The sequence below is a fragment of the Shewanella sp. 125m-1 genome, assembly GCF_052977065.1.
Genome location: NZ_JBRILT010000015.1, coordinates 21,213 through 34,974, shown reverse-complemented (window position 1 = coordinate 34,974; position 13,762 = coordinate 21,213). Strand labels below are relative to the sequence as shown.

The 13,762-nt window shown below is 42.5% G+C and carries 15 protein-coding genes; 6 read left to right on the top strand and 9 right to left on the bottom strand.

What is annotated here, in order from left to right; genetic code table 11:
- Nucleotides 1-48 precede the first annotated feature (48 nt).
- The 5 genes from egtB to ACVBIK_RS08960 all read left to right on the top strand — a co-directional run bounded on the left by egtB (nt 49) and on the right by ACVBIK_RS08960 (nt 4,635).
- Nucleotides 49-1,203: an ergothioneine biosynthesis protein EgtB gene (gene egtB, locus ACVBIK_RS08980; protein ID WP_447169505.1), complete on the top strand. Its 1,155-nt coding sequence runs from the start codon at nt 49-51 to the stop codon at nt 1,201-1,203.
- On the top strand, nt 1,196-2,161 hold the full coding sequence (locus ACVBIK_RS08975; RefSeq protein ID WP_447169504.1) for an L-histidine N(alpha)-methyltransferase: 966 nt from the start codon (nt 1,196-1,198) through the stop codon (nt 2,159-2,161). Before egtB ends, ACVBIK_RS08975 begins: the two co-directional genes overlap by 8 nt.
- Nucleotides 2,158-2,865 carry an aspartate/glutamate racemase family protein gene (locus ACVBIK_RS08970; protein ID WP_447164102.1) on the top strand — a complete coding sequence of 236 codons (708 nt, stop codon included), beginning with the start codon at nt 2,158-2,160 and terminating at the stop codon, nt 2,863-2,865. The genes ACVBIK_RS08975 and ACVBIK_RS08970 overlap by 4 nt, the downstream gene beginning before the upstream one ends.
- A 70-nt stretch (nt 2,866-2,935) precedes the next feature.
- Nucleotides 2,936-3,718 carry a nuclear transport factor 2 family protein gene (locus ACVBIK_RS08965; RefSeq protein WP_447161246.1) on the top strand — a complete coding sequence of 261 codons (783 nt, stop codon included), beginning with the start codon at nt 2,936-2,938 and terminating at the stop codon, nt 3,716-3,718.
- A gap of 44 nt (nt 3,719-3,762) precedes the next feature.
- Nucleotides 3,763-4,635: a spore photoproduct lyase family protein gene (locus ACVBIK_RS08960; protein ID WP_447164103.1), complete on the top strand. Its 873-nt coding sequence runs from the start codon at nt 3,763-3,765 to the stop codon at nt 4,633-4,635.
- 199 nt (nt 4,636-4,834) lie between these two features.
- Here the strand turns inward: ACVBIK_RS08960 and ACVBIK_RS08955 are convergent, their stop codons facing one another.
- The 3 genes from ACVBIK_RS08955 to ACVBIK_RS08945 form a co-directional block, all read right to left on the bottom strand.
- Nucleotides 4,835-5,086, bottom strand: a complete 252-nt coding sequence (locus ACVBIK_RS08955) for a GlsB/YeaQ/YmgE family stress response membrane protein (protein ID WP_447161244.1) — start codon at nt 5,084-5,086, stop codon at nt 4,835-4,837.
- A gap of 165 nt (nt 5,087-5,251) precedes the next feature.
- Nucleotides 5,252-6,121: a class D beta-lactamase gene (gene blaOXA / locus ACVBIK_RS08950; RefSeq protein WP_447169525.1), complete on the bottom strand. Its 870-nt coding sequence runs from the start codon at nt 6,119-6,121 to the stop codon at nt 5,252-5,254.
- Between the two features lie 203 nt (nt 6,122-6,324).
- Entirely contained in the window at nt 6,325-7,098 is a 774-nt protein-coding gene (locus ACVBIK_RS08945) for a TSUP family transporter (RefSeq protein ID WP_447164104.1), read from the bottom strand.
- 120 nt (nt 7,099-7,218) lie between these two features.
- On the opposite strand from ACVBIK_RS08945, the gene gcvA reads away from it, so the two are divergent.
- Entirely contained in the window at nt 7,219-8,109 is an 891-nt protein-coding gene (gene gcvA / locus ACVBIK_RS08940) for a transcriptional regulator GcvA (RefSeq protein ID WP_447164105.1), read from the top strand.
- A gap of 23 nt (nt 8,110-8,132) precedes the next feature.
- Here gcvA and ACVBIK_RS08935 read toward each other — a convergent pair whose 3' ends face one another.
- The 6 genes from ACVBIK_RS08935 to ACVBIK_RS08910 all read right to left on the bottom strand — a co-directional run bounded on the left by ACVBIK_RS08935 (nt 8,133) and on the right by ACVBIK_RS08910 (nt 13,749).
- On the bottom strand, nt 8,133-10,109 hold the full coding sequence (locus ACVBIK_RS08935) for an NERD domain-containing protein kinase family protein (RefSeq protein ID WP_447164106.1): 1,977 nt from the start codon (nt 10,107-10,109) through the stop codon (nt 8,133-8,135).
- Nucleotides 10,110-10,226: 117 nt separating this feature from the next.
- Nucleotides 10,227-10,613: a ribonuclease E inhibitor RraB gene (locus ACVBIK_RS08930; RefSeq protein ID WP_447161240.1), complete on the bottom strand. Its 387-nt coding sequence runs from the start codon at nt 10,611-10,613 to the stop codon at nt 10,227-10,229.
- 19 nt (nt 10,614-10,632) lie between these two features.
- Nucleotides 10,633-10,863 (bottom strand): RNA-binding S4 domain-containing protein, encoded by a 231-nt coding sequence (locus ACVBIK_RS08925; protein ID WP_447161239.1) that lies wholly within the window; start codon nt 10,861-10,863, stop codon nt 10,633-10,635.
- Nucleotides 10,864-10,941: 78 nt separating this feature from the next.
- The gene (locus tag ACVBIK_RS08920; RefSeq protein WP_447161238.1) at nt 10,942-11,475 is read right to left on the bottom strand and encodes a GNAT family N-acetyltransferase; all 534 of its coding nucleotides are present in this window, start codon (nt 11,473-11,475) and stop codon (nt 10,942-10,944) included.
- Between the two features lie 31 nt (nt 11,476-11,506).
- Nucleotides 11,507-11,785, bottom strand: coding sequence for a peptidylprolyl isomerase (locus tag ACVBIK_RS08915; protein WP_447161237.1), 279 nt, complete (start codon nt 11,783-11,785; stop codon nt 11,507-11,509).
- Between the two features lie 131 nt (nt 11,786-11,916).
- The gene (locus ACVBIK_RS08910; protein WP_447169503.1) at nt 11,917-13,749 is read right to left on the bottom strand and encodes a DUF885 domain-containing protein; all 1,833 of its coding nucleotides are present in this window, start codon (nt 13,747-13,749) and stop codon (nt 11,917-11,919) included.
- Nucleotides 13,750-13,762 lie beyond the last annotated feature (13 nt).

Genomic DNA, 13,762 nt, shown 5'->3' with positions numbered 1-13,762 from the left:
CATGTGAAGCATGTGATTTATAGCCATCAAAGGGAAGTGTATATCCTTATGTTATTAAAGCATTATTTATCAACTCGCCACTACACAGAAACACTATGTGCCCCATTGGAAATTGAAGATTATGTTCCACAAGCTATTGAATATACTAGCCCGCCTAAATGGCACCTAGCCCATACAACGTGGTTTTTTGAGCGCTTAATTCTTAAGGCCTACGCTGATAATTACTGCGAATTCAATGCCGATTTTGATTTTCTATTCAACAGCTATTATCAAACGCTAGGCGAGCGCGCCATACGTTCACAGCGTGGCTTATTTACCCGCCCAACCGTTAAACAAGTCTATCTATATCGACAATATGTTGATGAGCAGATGCGTCTGTTATTGAGCCGCCCCCTCTCAGATGAGCTCTATGATCTTGTCACATTAGGCATCAATCATGAACAGCAACACCAAGAGTTATTAATAACTGATTTAAAATATATGCTGGCATTAAATCCACTCTATCCGGAGTATTCACCCGAGTTTACCCTCGTTACAGATAAGAACCAACGAGATGGCTGGACTCGAATCAAAGAAGGAATGTATGACATTGGCCATCAGCAACAATCTTTTTGCTATGACAATGAACTAGGGCTGCACAAGGTTTGGCTATCGAAGTTTCAAATCGCAAATGCATTGGTGACTAATGGCGAATATATCGCATTTATTGAAGATGGCGGCTATACTCAGTTTAGCTATTGGTTAGATGAAGGCTGGGAATGGCTCAAATCAGAACAGATTAGCGCTCCTCTTTATTGGAAAAAAATCAACGACCAATGGCATTACTACACCCTAGCAGGACTTAAGTTACTCGACCCCAATGCGATTCTTGCTCATATCTCCTTTTATGAGGCCAATGCTTTTGCCTGCTGGAAGAAGATGCGTTTACCTACAGAGTTTGAGTGGGAGGCGGCATCACAACACCTTGATTGGGGCAAACGCTGGGAGTGGACATCCTCCGCCTACCAAGCTTATCCAGGATTTCAAATAAGTGCTGGCGCTGTCGGTGAATACAACGGCAAATTCATGGTAAACCAAATGGTACTTCGCGGCGCGTCTGTTGCTACCGCTAAGAGTCACCAACGTTACACTTACCGCAATTTTTTTCATCCGCATTTGCAGTGGCAATTGTCAGGAATACGCTTGGTAAAAGATCATGATTAAACAATTTATTGATGACGTAAATAACGGCCTAAGTCAGTCACAAAAACAGCTACCCTCTAAATATTTCTATGACAAAAAAGGCGATGAGCTGTTTGTTAAAATTATGAGTTTAAAAGAGTACTATCTGACAAGATCTGAAATGGAGATCTTTAGCGAACAGGTGCACAGCATTATCGCTGCCCTAAAGCTTAATCAATCGAGCTACTTTGAACTTATCGAGCTTGGCGCTGGCGATGGCACTAAAACCCGAAAATTGCTGCAAGCGCTTTCTGATGAAGGTTACCAATATGATTATATGCCCATTGATATCTCTAAAAATGCATTAGATAAGCTTGAGCACTCACTCGCTAAGGAGTTGCCCAATGTCTGTGTTAAACAACAACATGGCGATTACTTTTCAATTCTAGAGTCATTAAAAAATAGCCATCATCCCAAGGTATTGCTGCTTTTAGGCTCCAATCTTGGCAACATGCCTGACAATACTGCGACAGAGTTTATCTATAATCTGGGTAAAAGCCTCTGTGATGGTGATAAATTACTGATTGGCCTAGATATGGTTAAGTCCGCAGATATTGTGCTACCCGCTTATAATGACCAACAAGGAGTCACCCGAGATTTTAATCTCAATCTACTTCAGCGGATCAATACCGAACTCGATGCTGACTTTAATCTTGAATTATTCGACCATAGCCCTGAATACACTGAGCAAGAAGGAATAGCAAAGAGCTACCTTAAGAGTTTATGCGATCAGAGCGTCAGCATTAAGGCCACAGGAAAGGTTTATCAATTCAGTACAGGCGAAAAAATTCATACCGAAATATCCCGTAAATACAGTGATGCGATTTTTGACCGCATTTTGTCTCCGACCGATTTCGTCATTACAAGCAAGTTCACTGACAGTCAGCAGTACTTTGCCGATTATATTTTAACTCGCGTATGTACTAAACCCAATAAATGAATATCGCAAAGCAACAGTCAAGTGCGAACAATCTCCAAGAATTGGGGTTATTGGGGCTGGGGAGTCGAACAACCCAGTTCTATTTCGAGCAATTAAATCGCCAATATCATGCTCACTTCTCTAAAGATAGCACCTGCCCTTTATTGCTGTTAAATACCAACTTTGACGAATTTAATCCCTACTTACCCGATCAACATAGCAAACTACAACCTGCCTTAATTCGCTATTTAGAACGATTGCAGCGTATTAATGTACAACGCGTCATTATTCCCAATATTACCTTGCACGAGAGTGTCGACTACATCCAATTAGATGATGGGAAGTACCCAGAGATTATTAATCCGATAGCGGCAACCATTGAGCGGCTAAAAGAGGATAAACAATGGCAAGTCGTGCTTATAGGCTCCTTTTACAGTATGAATTCCAGCAAACTTTTCAAGCAATTTAATGATGCTGGGATTGCTGTGACAGTGCCTAGCGAGCAAATAATGCGGAGGATTGATGCTATTCGTAAACGTGTATATCGCTATTGTGAACATGAGCAAGATAGTGATGAGCTATTAACCTTAATCGCAAGCTATCAAGCTCACAGCACCGTTGTAATTGCGTGCACTGAACTATCTATTGTCTCCCAAGCTAAATCGGCGTCGATTTACGATATGGTGACGATTCAATTGCACGAGGCCATCAAGCCACTTTTATAGCTCAAGCTTATGCAGACTGACGACACTAAGGAGTACACCACTATGAGTATAAAACTATGGGTATAAAACTATGAGTATGAAACTAGAAAACGCCAAAAACCTTTACCTTAAGGGGATTAGAGATGGCCACCCTAGAGAAGCCGTCACAGCTTATACCGGAGATCGCTATACTCAACACAGCACAGGGGTTGGTGATGGCATTGAGGGATTTGTTGCCTTCTTTGAGCCTTTTATTAAGCGCTGCCCTGTAAGAGATATCCAAGTTATTCGCGCTATTGTCGACGGCCAATATGTTTTTTGCCACGTTTACCAAAGCCTCAACAATGGTGAAGCAAAATGGGTCACAGCCGATCTATTTGATACCGACAGTAATGACAAGATTATTGAGCATTGGGATGTGATACAAGAATATGCAGAACATACCGTATCAGGGCGCAGTATGATAGATGGCCCCACGACAGTTGAAGACTTGCAGAAAACCGATGCAAACAAAGCTCTGGTCAGTCAGTTTTGTCAGGAGATTTTAATCGATGGCAAAGTCGATACCATCGACCAGTTTATTTCAGAACAAGACTTCCACCAACACAACCCCTATATTGCCGATAATTTACTCGGATTGGATAAACATTTAAAACTATTGGCTGAGCAAGGGGTCAGCGAAACATATCATAAAATCCACCGTATCATCGGACAGGGAAACTTTGTAGTGGCCTTTAGCCACGTAATAAAAAATGACGCTGATTGGTGCGTATTTGATCTGTTTCGAGTCAAACATGGGAAAATCGTCGAGCATTGGGATATCCAGGAAAAGATTTTACCCAAAGCGCAATGGGGTAATAGCGGTAAATTCTAAGCTTACCTCCCCGCTTATTAGGGAGTAAGTAACTAGGTGGTAGCATGGCTATTAACATTCAAGAGATCCAAGCTAAATCAATCGTATGTGCCACTAAAGTGCCGAGTGCAGATTATGTTATAAACCCTTACACTGGCTGCCAATTTGCCTGTATGTATTGTTTTGCCAGCTTTATGGGACGATTTATTGGGGAAAAGATTAACAACTGGGGCAACTATGTCTATGTAAAAACCAATGCCGTTGAATTGATGCAAAAGGAAATATTGCGCCTATTAAAAAAATCCCCACATCCAAGGATTTCAATCAGTACTGTTACCGATCCCTACCAAAGAGTAGAAAAGCAATACCGGTTAACTCGTGGAATTTTACAAGTGTTTGCAGATAAGAATTATCAAGGTCGAGTGAGTATATTAACCAAATCGCCCATGGTGTTTGACGATGTAGAGCTATTAAGAAAAATTCCGAATGCTGAGGTCGGCATTTCGATCACCACAACGGATGATAAACTAAGCCGTTTTTTAGAAGTTCAAGCTCCCTCAGCAAGCGCCCGATTAAAAACATTAAAAAAGCTCAATGATGCAGGGATAAAGACCTATGTATTTGTTGGGCCATTATTACCCCATATGACTCTGAGACCTGAACTGATCGATAAACTCTTTTTTGAAATCAAACAAACTGGCACAAACGATATAAAGATTGAATACCTAAATTTACCCAAATATGTCCGCCCGAAATTAAATGAATTATTAAAAACAGAGCCGAAAGACGTTCAGGACATTTACGCAACATCTCAACTCCAACAGTATCGAGATGAGATGGAGCCAATGTTAAGAGCTAATCTTGCTAAGCATGGATTAACATTGCGGTTTGATGAAATCATTCATCATACAACCAATCAAAACCTAAAAGAGAAATGAGCTATCAACCAAAACTTAACAACAAAATTTAATTTGAATTGATAAGATGACAGCTCAGTCTTTTAGGCATTTACTTCAGACATTTACGATGGGTTATTGGCTGAGTTAAAAACCTGCCTGACTTGGCTGAATAGAGCTATGGCTCACTCCTCACGAACAGCAAACCTGTCTCTACAGTCAGACCGTTTACACATTGGCATCAAACTTTTTTAATTAAGCTGACAACAAACAGTAATAATACCGCCCCCACTGTCGCGGTAATGATTGCACCAATAAAGCCACCGCTTTCAATACCAAATAAACCAAATACATAACCGCCGACAATCGCACCGATAATACCAATTACAATATTACCGAGTAAGCCAAAGCCACCACCTTTGATAATGTTGCCAGCTAACCACCCCGCTATCGCGCCAATGGCTAAGAAAATCAATAATGCTGTAATATCCATGATGTGTGTTCCTTTAATATATGGTTGATAAAAATCAACTATGTTTGAATAACATCAATGAGTATAGTCCAGCCGCAAATGTCAGTGCCGAGTCATTATTATATCGCTTGTTAGTGGTAGCCCATAATTGAGTAATCAGTCAGCGACTCACACGCATTTTATGCTTTAATTTGCTGGTAAGGCTTTTACGGATTGCAAGATCAGCCGTGTGATGGCCTCTCGTTTATAAAGATCCTTTATCCTATTTGGCGTATCAATATTCAACGCAAAAAACACTGGACCAGTTGGCCATTCAACCCAACCTACCCACCAGCCATATTGACCTTGCCAACCCGTTTTAGCCCGTAAAACCCAATCCCTACCCGCTTCAACAATCATAATATCTTTAACTATTAACTGTTCAGCCAAATCAAACACTAATTGATTTCGATATAAAGCCTGTAAAAATTCAATTTGTTCTGTGGCTGAGATTGCCAGTTTACCGTCTATCCAATAGCTGCCGCCGTCTGCGGTTACTACCTCAAAGCGCGGGTCAGCATTTCCGTATCCAATTCGCGATAAATATTGCTGCGCCTTTTGCTCACCTATCTGCTCAGCAAAGATGTCGTAAACCCACACCGCCGAATTACGCATGGCTGATCGCAGGTTTTGATCTTGATTATGCGGCGCAAAACTTCGTTTAACGCCATCCCATTTAAACACTTGAAACTCATCAGTGACGATCTTTGAGTCCAGTGCAAACAGGCTGTGGGGAATTTTAAACGTCGATGCTGGAGAGTAGCGTTTAGCGGCCCTTGTCTTATCATAAACCCACTTGTTAGATTGAGTCATAGGATTGACTTGACGTTCATCGACGACAACTATCGTGCCTTTAGCTTCAAATTGATTGAAATACCGCTGCCAATCTGGGCGTTCATCAAGTGCAATTTCTAGCGGGTTTGCCTCTGCAATTAACGGTAAACAAACAGAGGTGACTATAGCGAACAATATCAGACCAGACCTCATAACAGAGCACCTATTGAGTATGGCTGGCATAACAACCTTTACTGCCAGCTTTTTTAAATCAAACCCCATTACACTTAGCAAACGTTTTTTCCTTAAGTTTCTCTTCTCTTACCACTTAGACAATACCACCTAGACCATACTATCTAGGCAACACCGCTCAAAACAATTACCATAGGGTCTCTTGTTGTCGGGTCTATAACTACCTTCTCTAGACCCATCTGAACCATCTAGAATCAGGCAAACCAGTCATACTGCGCCGATAACAGCTTAACGCTCATCGCTATCGACATCACTACCACGAGTGGCTTAATGATTTTGGTGCCTTTTGTTAATACTAAGCGAGAACCCAGTGTTGCTCCTATCGCTTGACCAATTAACATCACGCCGCCTAGCATCCAAAAGACTTTACCACCAATGGCGAAGAAAATAAGCGATGCGATGTTGGTAGAAAAGTTTAAAATTTTTGCATGCGCGGTGGCTTTTGCCAGCCCATAACCCGCGAGCGATACAAACGCTAGCGCAAAGAAGCTGCCTGTTCCTGGGCCAAAAAATCCGTCATAAAAACCGACACCTAAGGCTGCAGTAAAAGCAAATACACCCGGAGTGAGTACTTGCAACTTATCCTCTTCACTGATTTTTTTCGAAAATAGAAAGTAACCTCCGATGGCTAACATCAAGAAAGGTAAAAACACCTCTAAGAATGCGGGATCGATCATCTGAACTGCAATCGTGCCTAACGCTGCACCAACAAATGCAAACGCGATACTCAACTTCATATCACTGAGCTTCACCATGCCCTTGCGCACAAAGTAAAAGCTCGCAAAAAAACTACCACCACACGCTTGCAGTTTGTTGGTCGCCAATGCAACTGTAGGAGGCAAGCCCGCCCACATTAAAGCAGGTATGGTTAACAGCCCGCCTCCCCCCGCAATAGCGTCAATAAAGCCCGCCAACATAGCCACAAAAAATAACAGTGTAATAAGCTCAACAGTAAGATCTAGAGTCATGATTTAATAACAAATAATTAGAGTGGTGTTATTAGACGTGGTTTGCAGTTAAAACACAAAGGAGTTATTGTTCATTATAAGTGAGTTTATCTCACACCAAAGACAAATAAGGCCCACCTAATGTACCTACACCTTCCTCCTTTAAATGCACTTCGAGCCTTTGAAGCCTCAGCTCGGTTAATGAGTTTTACGCTGGCAGGCAAAGAGCTATTTGTTACACATGGTGCTATTAGCAAGCAGGTTAAACTACTGGAAGAGTTTGTGGGGATGCCGCTGTTTATTAGGCAACATAGAAGTCTTAAATTAACAGATGAAGGTGAACGCTACTTTATTAATGCACAAGCTGCCCTACAAACTATTAATAATGCAACTAGCGACTTAATGACTCAACCTCTTAGAACCCAAACCCTAGCGATTAATGTTTTACCTAGCCTGACTATCAGTTGGCTTATCCCAAGAATGGAAGAGTTTAAGTCACGCTATCCTCATCTCTATGTTGACTTATCAATCGGAGATTTTGAGGTCGACTTTAACAAGGCAAACTTTGACATAGCCATACGCAGTAGCACCACCGTGCCCAAAGCGGCCAATGTATTAACCTTGATGGATGAAGATTTGTGTCTAGTCTGCTCACCAGAGTTAGCCCTTACTCTCACCAACCTTAACGACATCAACAATATGACGCTGCTGCAGCATACGACTCGACCGGGTTTATGGCAGTTGTGGGCACAAAGTGTTGGTATTACCCTCACCACAGAAAAGAAATTTGGTGTAGAACATTTCTATATGCTGAGCCAAGCAGCTGCTAGTGGTATGGGAGTGGCTCTTATTCCACGCTTTTTTATTGAAGATGAGCTTAAAAGCGGCAAACTGGTGATCCCATTTAAAGCAGATTTCACCAGTCCTTATCGCTATTACTTATTAACGCCAAAATCGAGCAACCTGCCGTTAAAAGTACAATCTTTTATCGACTGGCTACTCGAGCTTTTTAGCCCTTACCGGCAGCACTAACCCTGTTTGATAATAACCTTAACCTATTGAGTAACATTATTTTCAGCTAAATCAAACATCTCTAAGTAATTCATACCGGCATGAACACTCAAGTCGAAGTTAAGCACTTTATGACAAACATCATACAGTGCTTCGCCAAACCACTGCCTATCAAACGCTTCCAGTGCTTTAATGATGCCAGCATGGCCTAAATCCCCTTTCAAACTCTCCGGTGCCATGGCATCAACAAAGCTTGCGACTAAGCCATAAAGATCTCTCTCAGCTTCGCCTTCAACTTCCCACAGCCTTGGGTCTGCATACTGAGATGCATAATGACTCGCTGCAATATCTAGGCCAATACCAAAATTAACCAATATCGCTTTATTTGGATTACAAATGATGTTCTTAGGACAGATTGCGCCGTGATAAATATCCATTTGATGCATGTATTGCAGACCGGTTAGCAACTGAGTAAACCACATTAAGGGTTGCCCAAGACGGATCTCTTCAAGCTCGTCGATAGATACGCCATATTCCCACGCACGTGCGATAAACAGATTGTCACTCTGAGGCAATTGACCAAAGGCCAATACTTTTTCAATATGAGGGTGATAAACCTTAGCAAGTGTGCGATAGATATTGCTCAGCATCGGCCAGTTAGCTTGCACTTTACTGTAGATTGACACACCGCACTGATATTGGCCTTGCAGATGCGTGGCGCGCCAGAACTGACTGGTTTCTTTAGCCGCAATAAACTGCTCTAGCTTAAAGTGGTGATCAATAATCGCACCAGCAGTGATGTCAACTTTCTCAGGAACAGTGTCGCATACCCCATGATCGATCAATGCCGACAAGTCACTACGCAGGGCATCTAAGTCGGTTGTGCTGCCAGCTATTGCCTCGCGATACCATTGATAAATCCGAGGTTGTTGCGTTTGCTCTGCAATCGTAAGGAAACCTTCTGCATAGGCTTTAATGTCTTCGTTATTGCTAACATTATCTTTGATGTCGATAAACTCGACGTCCCCCATATCAGAGACAAAAATACAATTACTGGTCCAACCGCCTACGGTAAAGCCTCTGCGATGGATCTGTTGCAGTCCAGTTACGCTGCGCCGCAGTATTTCAAGTAATTGATAGGTGGTCATCTGCTCAGACTGGAGCACATTAAGTGGCACACCACGTGGCATACGGATAGGAAGCACTAACTGCTCACCGTCTTGGATCAGTGGTGCACAATAGGGAACACCACAACATCCAGATAGAGATTGCAGACGCAAGAACTCACTTCTGAGCTGTGCTTCATGCGCCTCTGATTGATTGCTGTCAGTAAATTGGGTGGGGATAAGCACTTTTAGTAACCAGGGGGCAGTCCATTCACCGGGATTATATTCAGCTTGCCAGACTTCAAGCCCACTTTGTATAAACAAGCATTTAAGTTTAGTGAAGTCGTGAATTTGATTATTACGTTTCTCTACCACTGCAACTTGGCCAATGGTTTCCAATACCAGCTCTTTTTGGGTATCGGTTACTTGATGCTTCCTTGGCGCAGTTAGCCCCCACTCCTTGGTTAACGCGTCGACAATTTGCTTAGGGGTATAAATACTGAGCGAGCCCTGCTGTTTTTCAAGCTCAATTTCTTCACCTTTACGGCCGGTGACAAATACCATGCCTTGGCACCAAGGCGCATATACGCCAACGGGAATTTTGTGCTTGACGTTACCCGCTAAAACACGTGCAACGTAGTTAGCTTTCGCTAAGCTGTTATCCACTTCTCGGCCATCTAATGACCATGCATGTAAACCGGCATCTAAACGGCCGATATAGCCCTTTACGTCGACCACATACACGCCCCACTCGCCAATCACCAGCGCATCAACTTCCATTGCTTGACCCGATTTGGCAGGGATCTCAACATTTGTCAGTAGGATATAATCTTCAGGGAGCTCATCAGCTAACAACGAAAAAGCCCAACGTTCCGCATCGTTAACTGGGGTTCCAAAACTTATCATTCTTGCCATTCTTGTCTCCTTCTGTGGCAATTATTTTATTTTTCTATTGGCTTCATTTTCATCTGATAGGCACAAAAAAGCCACTAATATAAGTGGCTTAATTTAAATTTGATTGTGCAGCTTGATTTAGTGTTTACAACCATCACCGCACTCATGTGCGTCATCGGCAAAATCGTCATCGCCTTCTTGATGTTGCATCACTCCCCAACCGTCGGTAATACCACCAAACTCTTGGGCAAATTCATGTAGATTCAACTCTTGCTCTACAATAGTGTCATAGGTTGGCACCATGTTTAGGCAAACGATCAGCTCCCACTTACCTGAATCATCATTCAGCAGTAGTTCAATTTCACCTTCAAGATCAGATTTACCTAGCTCTTCAAGTGCTGACTCTGCATCACGTTGATCTTCAAAAACTAAGAAGAAGTCGACATCAAGTGCTACCGATAAGTCGATACCGGCATCAGCCATGGCTTCAAGCATTTTGCCATTATCATCATCTGGAAATTGCATGTTATTCCTCTCTTGTCACTTACTCAGCGATAATTTTAACGCTTTCGCCGTTAAAACTCACAACTTCACCAGCAATCACTTTTTTACGCTTGCGGGTTTCAACTTCGCCATTTACTGTCACGAGTCCTTCAGAAATCACGTGCTTAGCTTCGCCGCCAGCACTTAACATTCCTTGAACTTTCAACACTTTGTATAATTCTATGTATTCTTCGCCTGACTTTAATGTCAACGTTGGAGTATCTGAACTCACGGTATTTCGCCTTAAATAATCAAAACTGTCAGCATTATAGCACCCTATTGAGATGCCTATGCATGCTTTCGAGTGTCGTTAAACTCTTTCTGCTGCTAAGAGTCCATAAACGCAATCATCAAACCATTGCTCACCGATTTTACAATTCTCTCGCAACAGGCCTTCACGCTTAAAGCCGCACTTTTCCAGTACCTTGATTGAAGCAATATTTTGCTCTATACAATAAGCGATAAACTTGTGGGGCCCGTAGGACAGACATGCCCAATCAACAATGGCTTTTAAGCTCTCACTGGCATAACCTCGCCCATGAGCACTTGGATGCATCATATACCCAACCTCTATTTGTCCCATTTCTGCATCACTATTATGCAGCCCAATGAAACCAATAAAGTCTTGTGTATGCACATCTTCGATAATAGTGAGTAACCACTCGCCTACATCGAAATCATTTGCTTTTAATACACGCTCGAACTTATCTCGTATAACGGCTTCAGCCTGAGGTTTACGAACATATTCATTTAGTTGTTCACTTGAATGAGTATATAAAAAACTATCCCAATCGCTTGAGATAACCGTTCTTAACCTGAGCCTATCGGTATACAGTTCGAGCATGCTAATTCCTCTAAAACAAGCTAAGCAGTATTTAGCCTCTGCTTGTTACTTCTAGAAGGTGGTAGCCAAACTGAGTCTTTACAGGCCCTTGAACTTCGTTCAATGGCGCGCTGAAAACCACTTCGTCAAACTCTTTTACCATCATACCTGGGCCAAATGAGCCTAAGTCACCACCTTGGGCAGAAGATGGGCAAGAAGAGTTTGCTTTCGCTACATCACCAAAATCAGCACCATCAAGGATCTGTTGCTTAAGTTCTAAACATTGTGCTTCATTATCAACTAGTAGATGTCTTGCAGTCGCTTGTACCATGGTTTACTCCAATAAAATAAATGTCATTGCCATTTAGGCAAAATAAAACCCTGTCAGTATATACCATTATTTATAGCCAAACGACTTGCAAATAATGACCATACCAACAGGGTTATCGCATCAGTATTAACTTACTTTTGCGCAGCTATCCAATCGTTTACTTTTAGTTCCATAACTTCCATCGGCAAAGAACCTGAAGTGAGGATTTGGTCATGGTAAGCTTTTAAATCAAACTTATCGCCAAGCTCTTTTTCTGCCTGTGCACGCAGTGACAAAATCTTTAACTGACCGACTTTGTAACTTAGTGCTTGACCTGGAATTGCCATATAACGCTCAACCTCAGCGATAATATCTGATTCCGCCATTGGCGAATTGTCTTTCATATACTGAATCGCTTGCTCACGAGTCCAGCCTTTAGCGTGCAGACCAGTATCAACCACTAAACGCATAGCTCGCAGCATTTCATCTGAAAGCTTACCAAAGTATTGGTACGGGTCATTAAACAGCCCCATCTCAATCCCTAAGTACTCAGCATAAAGTGCCCAGCCTTCTTCAAATGCCGTATAACCGCCAAAACGTTGAAATTCAGGTACACCGGTTAACTCTTGCTTGATAGCAATCTGGAAGTGGTGCCCAGGCGCCGCCTCATGCAATGATAGAGTGGTCATGCCCCACTTAGGCTGCGCCTTAAGGTTATAGGTATTAATATAAAATACACCTGGGCGAGAGCCATCAACCGCTGGCGCATCGTATGAGGCACCCGCTGCCGATTGCTCTCTAAAGCTCTCCACTGGCTTAACCACATAATCAGCTTTAGGCATGACGTTGAAATACTCTGGCATCTGACGATTGATTTGCTCTTTTAGCTCCATATAGCCATCAATCAAACCTTGGCGTTCTGTAAAGAAGTACTGCGGCTCTGATGATAATGATGCAAAAAACTCAGTTAAGTCACCTTCGAAGCCAACTTGAACACGCACTTTATCCATTTCAGATAAAATTCGCGCCACCTCGTCTAAACCAATCTTATGGATTTCATCGACAGGCATAGTCGTTGTTGTGTGAGAGTTAGCAAGGTGTTGATACCACACTTTACCGTTTGGTAGCCCCCACCAACCGTCTGTTGCGCGAGATGATTTAATATAAGTATTTTGAAAGTAATCACGAAGCGCTGTAAGCTCTGGCAACAGCTGCCCTGCAATTAACGCTGTATACTCTTGAGTCAGTGCTTGCTTGTCAGCATCTGAAAATGACTCTGGCATCAAAGTGATCGGTGTATAGAACAAGCTATCAGTCGCGTTATCGACAACCTGGGCGCTCAATTGCGGAATAATACGCTCAACCAGCACTCGTGGCAGTACTACTTTGCTCTCGATACCTTCATCCATACGCACTTGAGCAAGCTTAAGCCACTCAATAAAACCTTGAAGTCGTTTCTCCCAGTTGCGGTAGTCTTCTACAGTCTTAAAGGGCTGCGCACTTTCACCACTACCTAGCTGAACCATGCTAATCACAGTGCTATAAAACTGGTTCATCGGCATAAAGTGATTTGGGAATGTCTCATCGGCTAAAGCTACGTTACGATCATAATTAAACATGTCATAACTAAGCTTCAACTCGTTTGAGAGCTGACTGCGGTCTATTTTCTTAACGGCTTTTAAATAACGCGTATTGAGCTCGTGACGCTGCGTTAAATAGGCATCAGACAAACCATCGCCAAATTGTTCGTTATAGTCATTCACACCAACAAATGTGGCGTAGATAGGTTCGAGCTTCAATAAATCATTAAAGTAATTATCCACTAACAATAGATAAGCTTGTTCAGCTGACTGTATTTGAGCAGCCTGCTCTGCTGTTTTTTGTGCTGTAATCTCTGATTGCTGTGCCTGTTTACTTTCGCTTTCACCGCAGCCTGTTAAGCCTAAAATTGCGCCAATTGACAGCGCGAGTACCGCCTTCCTCATTTTTTATTCCTTT

Excerpts from the sequence above, each read along its gene's own strand:
- egtB (WP_447169505.1), top strand. The coding sequence starts at position 49 with ATGTTATTAAAGCATTATTTATCAACTCGCCACTACACAGAAACACTA.
- ACVBIK_RS08975 (WP_447169504.1), top strand. The coding sequence starts at position 1,196 with ATGATTAAACAATTTATTGATGACGTAAATAACGGCCTAAGTCAGTCA.
- ACVBIK_RS08970 (WP_447164102.1), top strand. The coding sequence starts at position 2,158 with ATGAATATCGCAAAGCAACAGTCAAGTGCGAACAATCTCCAAGAATTG.
- ACVBIK_RS08965 (WP_447161246.1), top strand. The coding sequence starts at position 2,936 with ATGAGTATGAAACTAGAAAACGCCAAAAACCTTTACCTTAAGGGGATT.
- ACVBIK_RS08960 (WP_447164103.1), top strand. The coding sequence starts at position 3,763 with ATGGCTATTAACATTCAAGAGATCCAAGCTAAATCAATCGTATGTGCC.
- ACVBIK_RS08955 (WP_447161244.1), bottom strand. The coding sequence starts at position 5,086 with ATGGATATTACAGCATTATTGATTTTCTTAGCCATTGGCGCGATAGCG.
- blaOXA (WP_447169525.1), bottom strand. The coding sequence starts at position 6,121 with ATGCCAGCCATACTCAATAGGTGCTCTGTTATGAGGTCTGGTCTGATA.
- ACVBIK_RS08945 (WP_447164104.1), bottom strand. The coding sequence starts at position 7,098 with ATGACTCTAGATCTTACTGTTGAGCTTATTACACTGTTATTTTTTGTG.
- gcvA (WP_447164105.1), top strand. The coding sequence starts at position 7,219 with ATGTACCTACACCTTCCTCCTTTAAATGCACTTCGAGCCTTTGAAGCC.
- ACVBIK_RS08935 (WP_447164106.1), bottom strand. The coding sequence starts at position 10,109 with ATGGCAAGAATGATAAGTTTTGGAACCCCAGTTAACGATGCGGAACGT.
- ACVBIK_RS08930 (WP_447161240.1), bottom strand. The coding sequence starts at position 10,613 with ATGCAATTTCCAGATGATGATAATGGCAAAATGCTTGAAGCCATGGCT.
- ACVBIK_RS08920 (WP_447161238.1), bottom strand. The coding sequence starts at position 11,475 with ATGCTCGAACTGTATACCGATAGGCTCAGGTTAAGAACGGTTATCTCA.
- ACVBIK_RS08915 (WP_447161237.1), bottom strand. The coding sequence starts at position 11,785 with ATGGTACAAGCGACTGCAAGACATCTACTAGTTGATAATGAAGCACAA.
- ACVBIK_RS08910 (WP_447169503.1), bottom strand. The coding sequence starts at position 13,749 with ATGAGGAAGGCGGTACTCGCGCTGTCAATTGGCGCAATTTTAGGCTTA.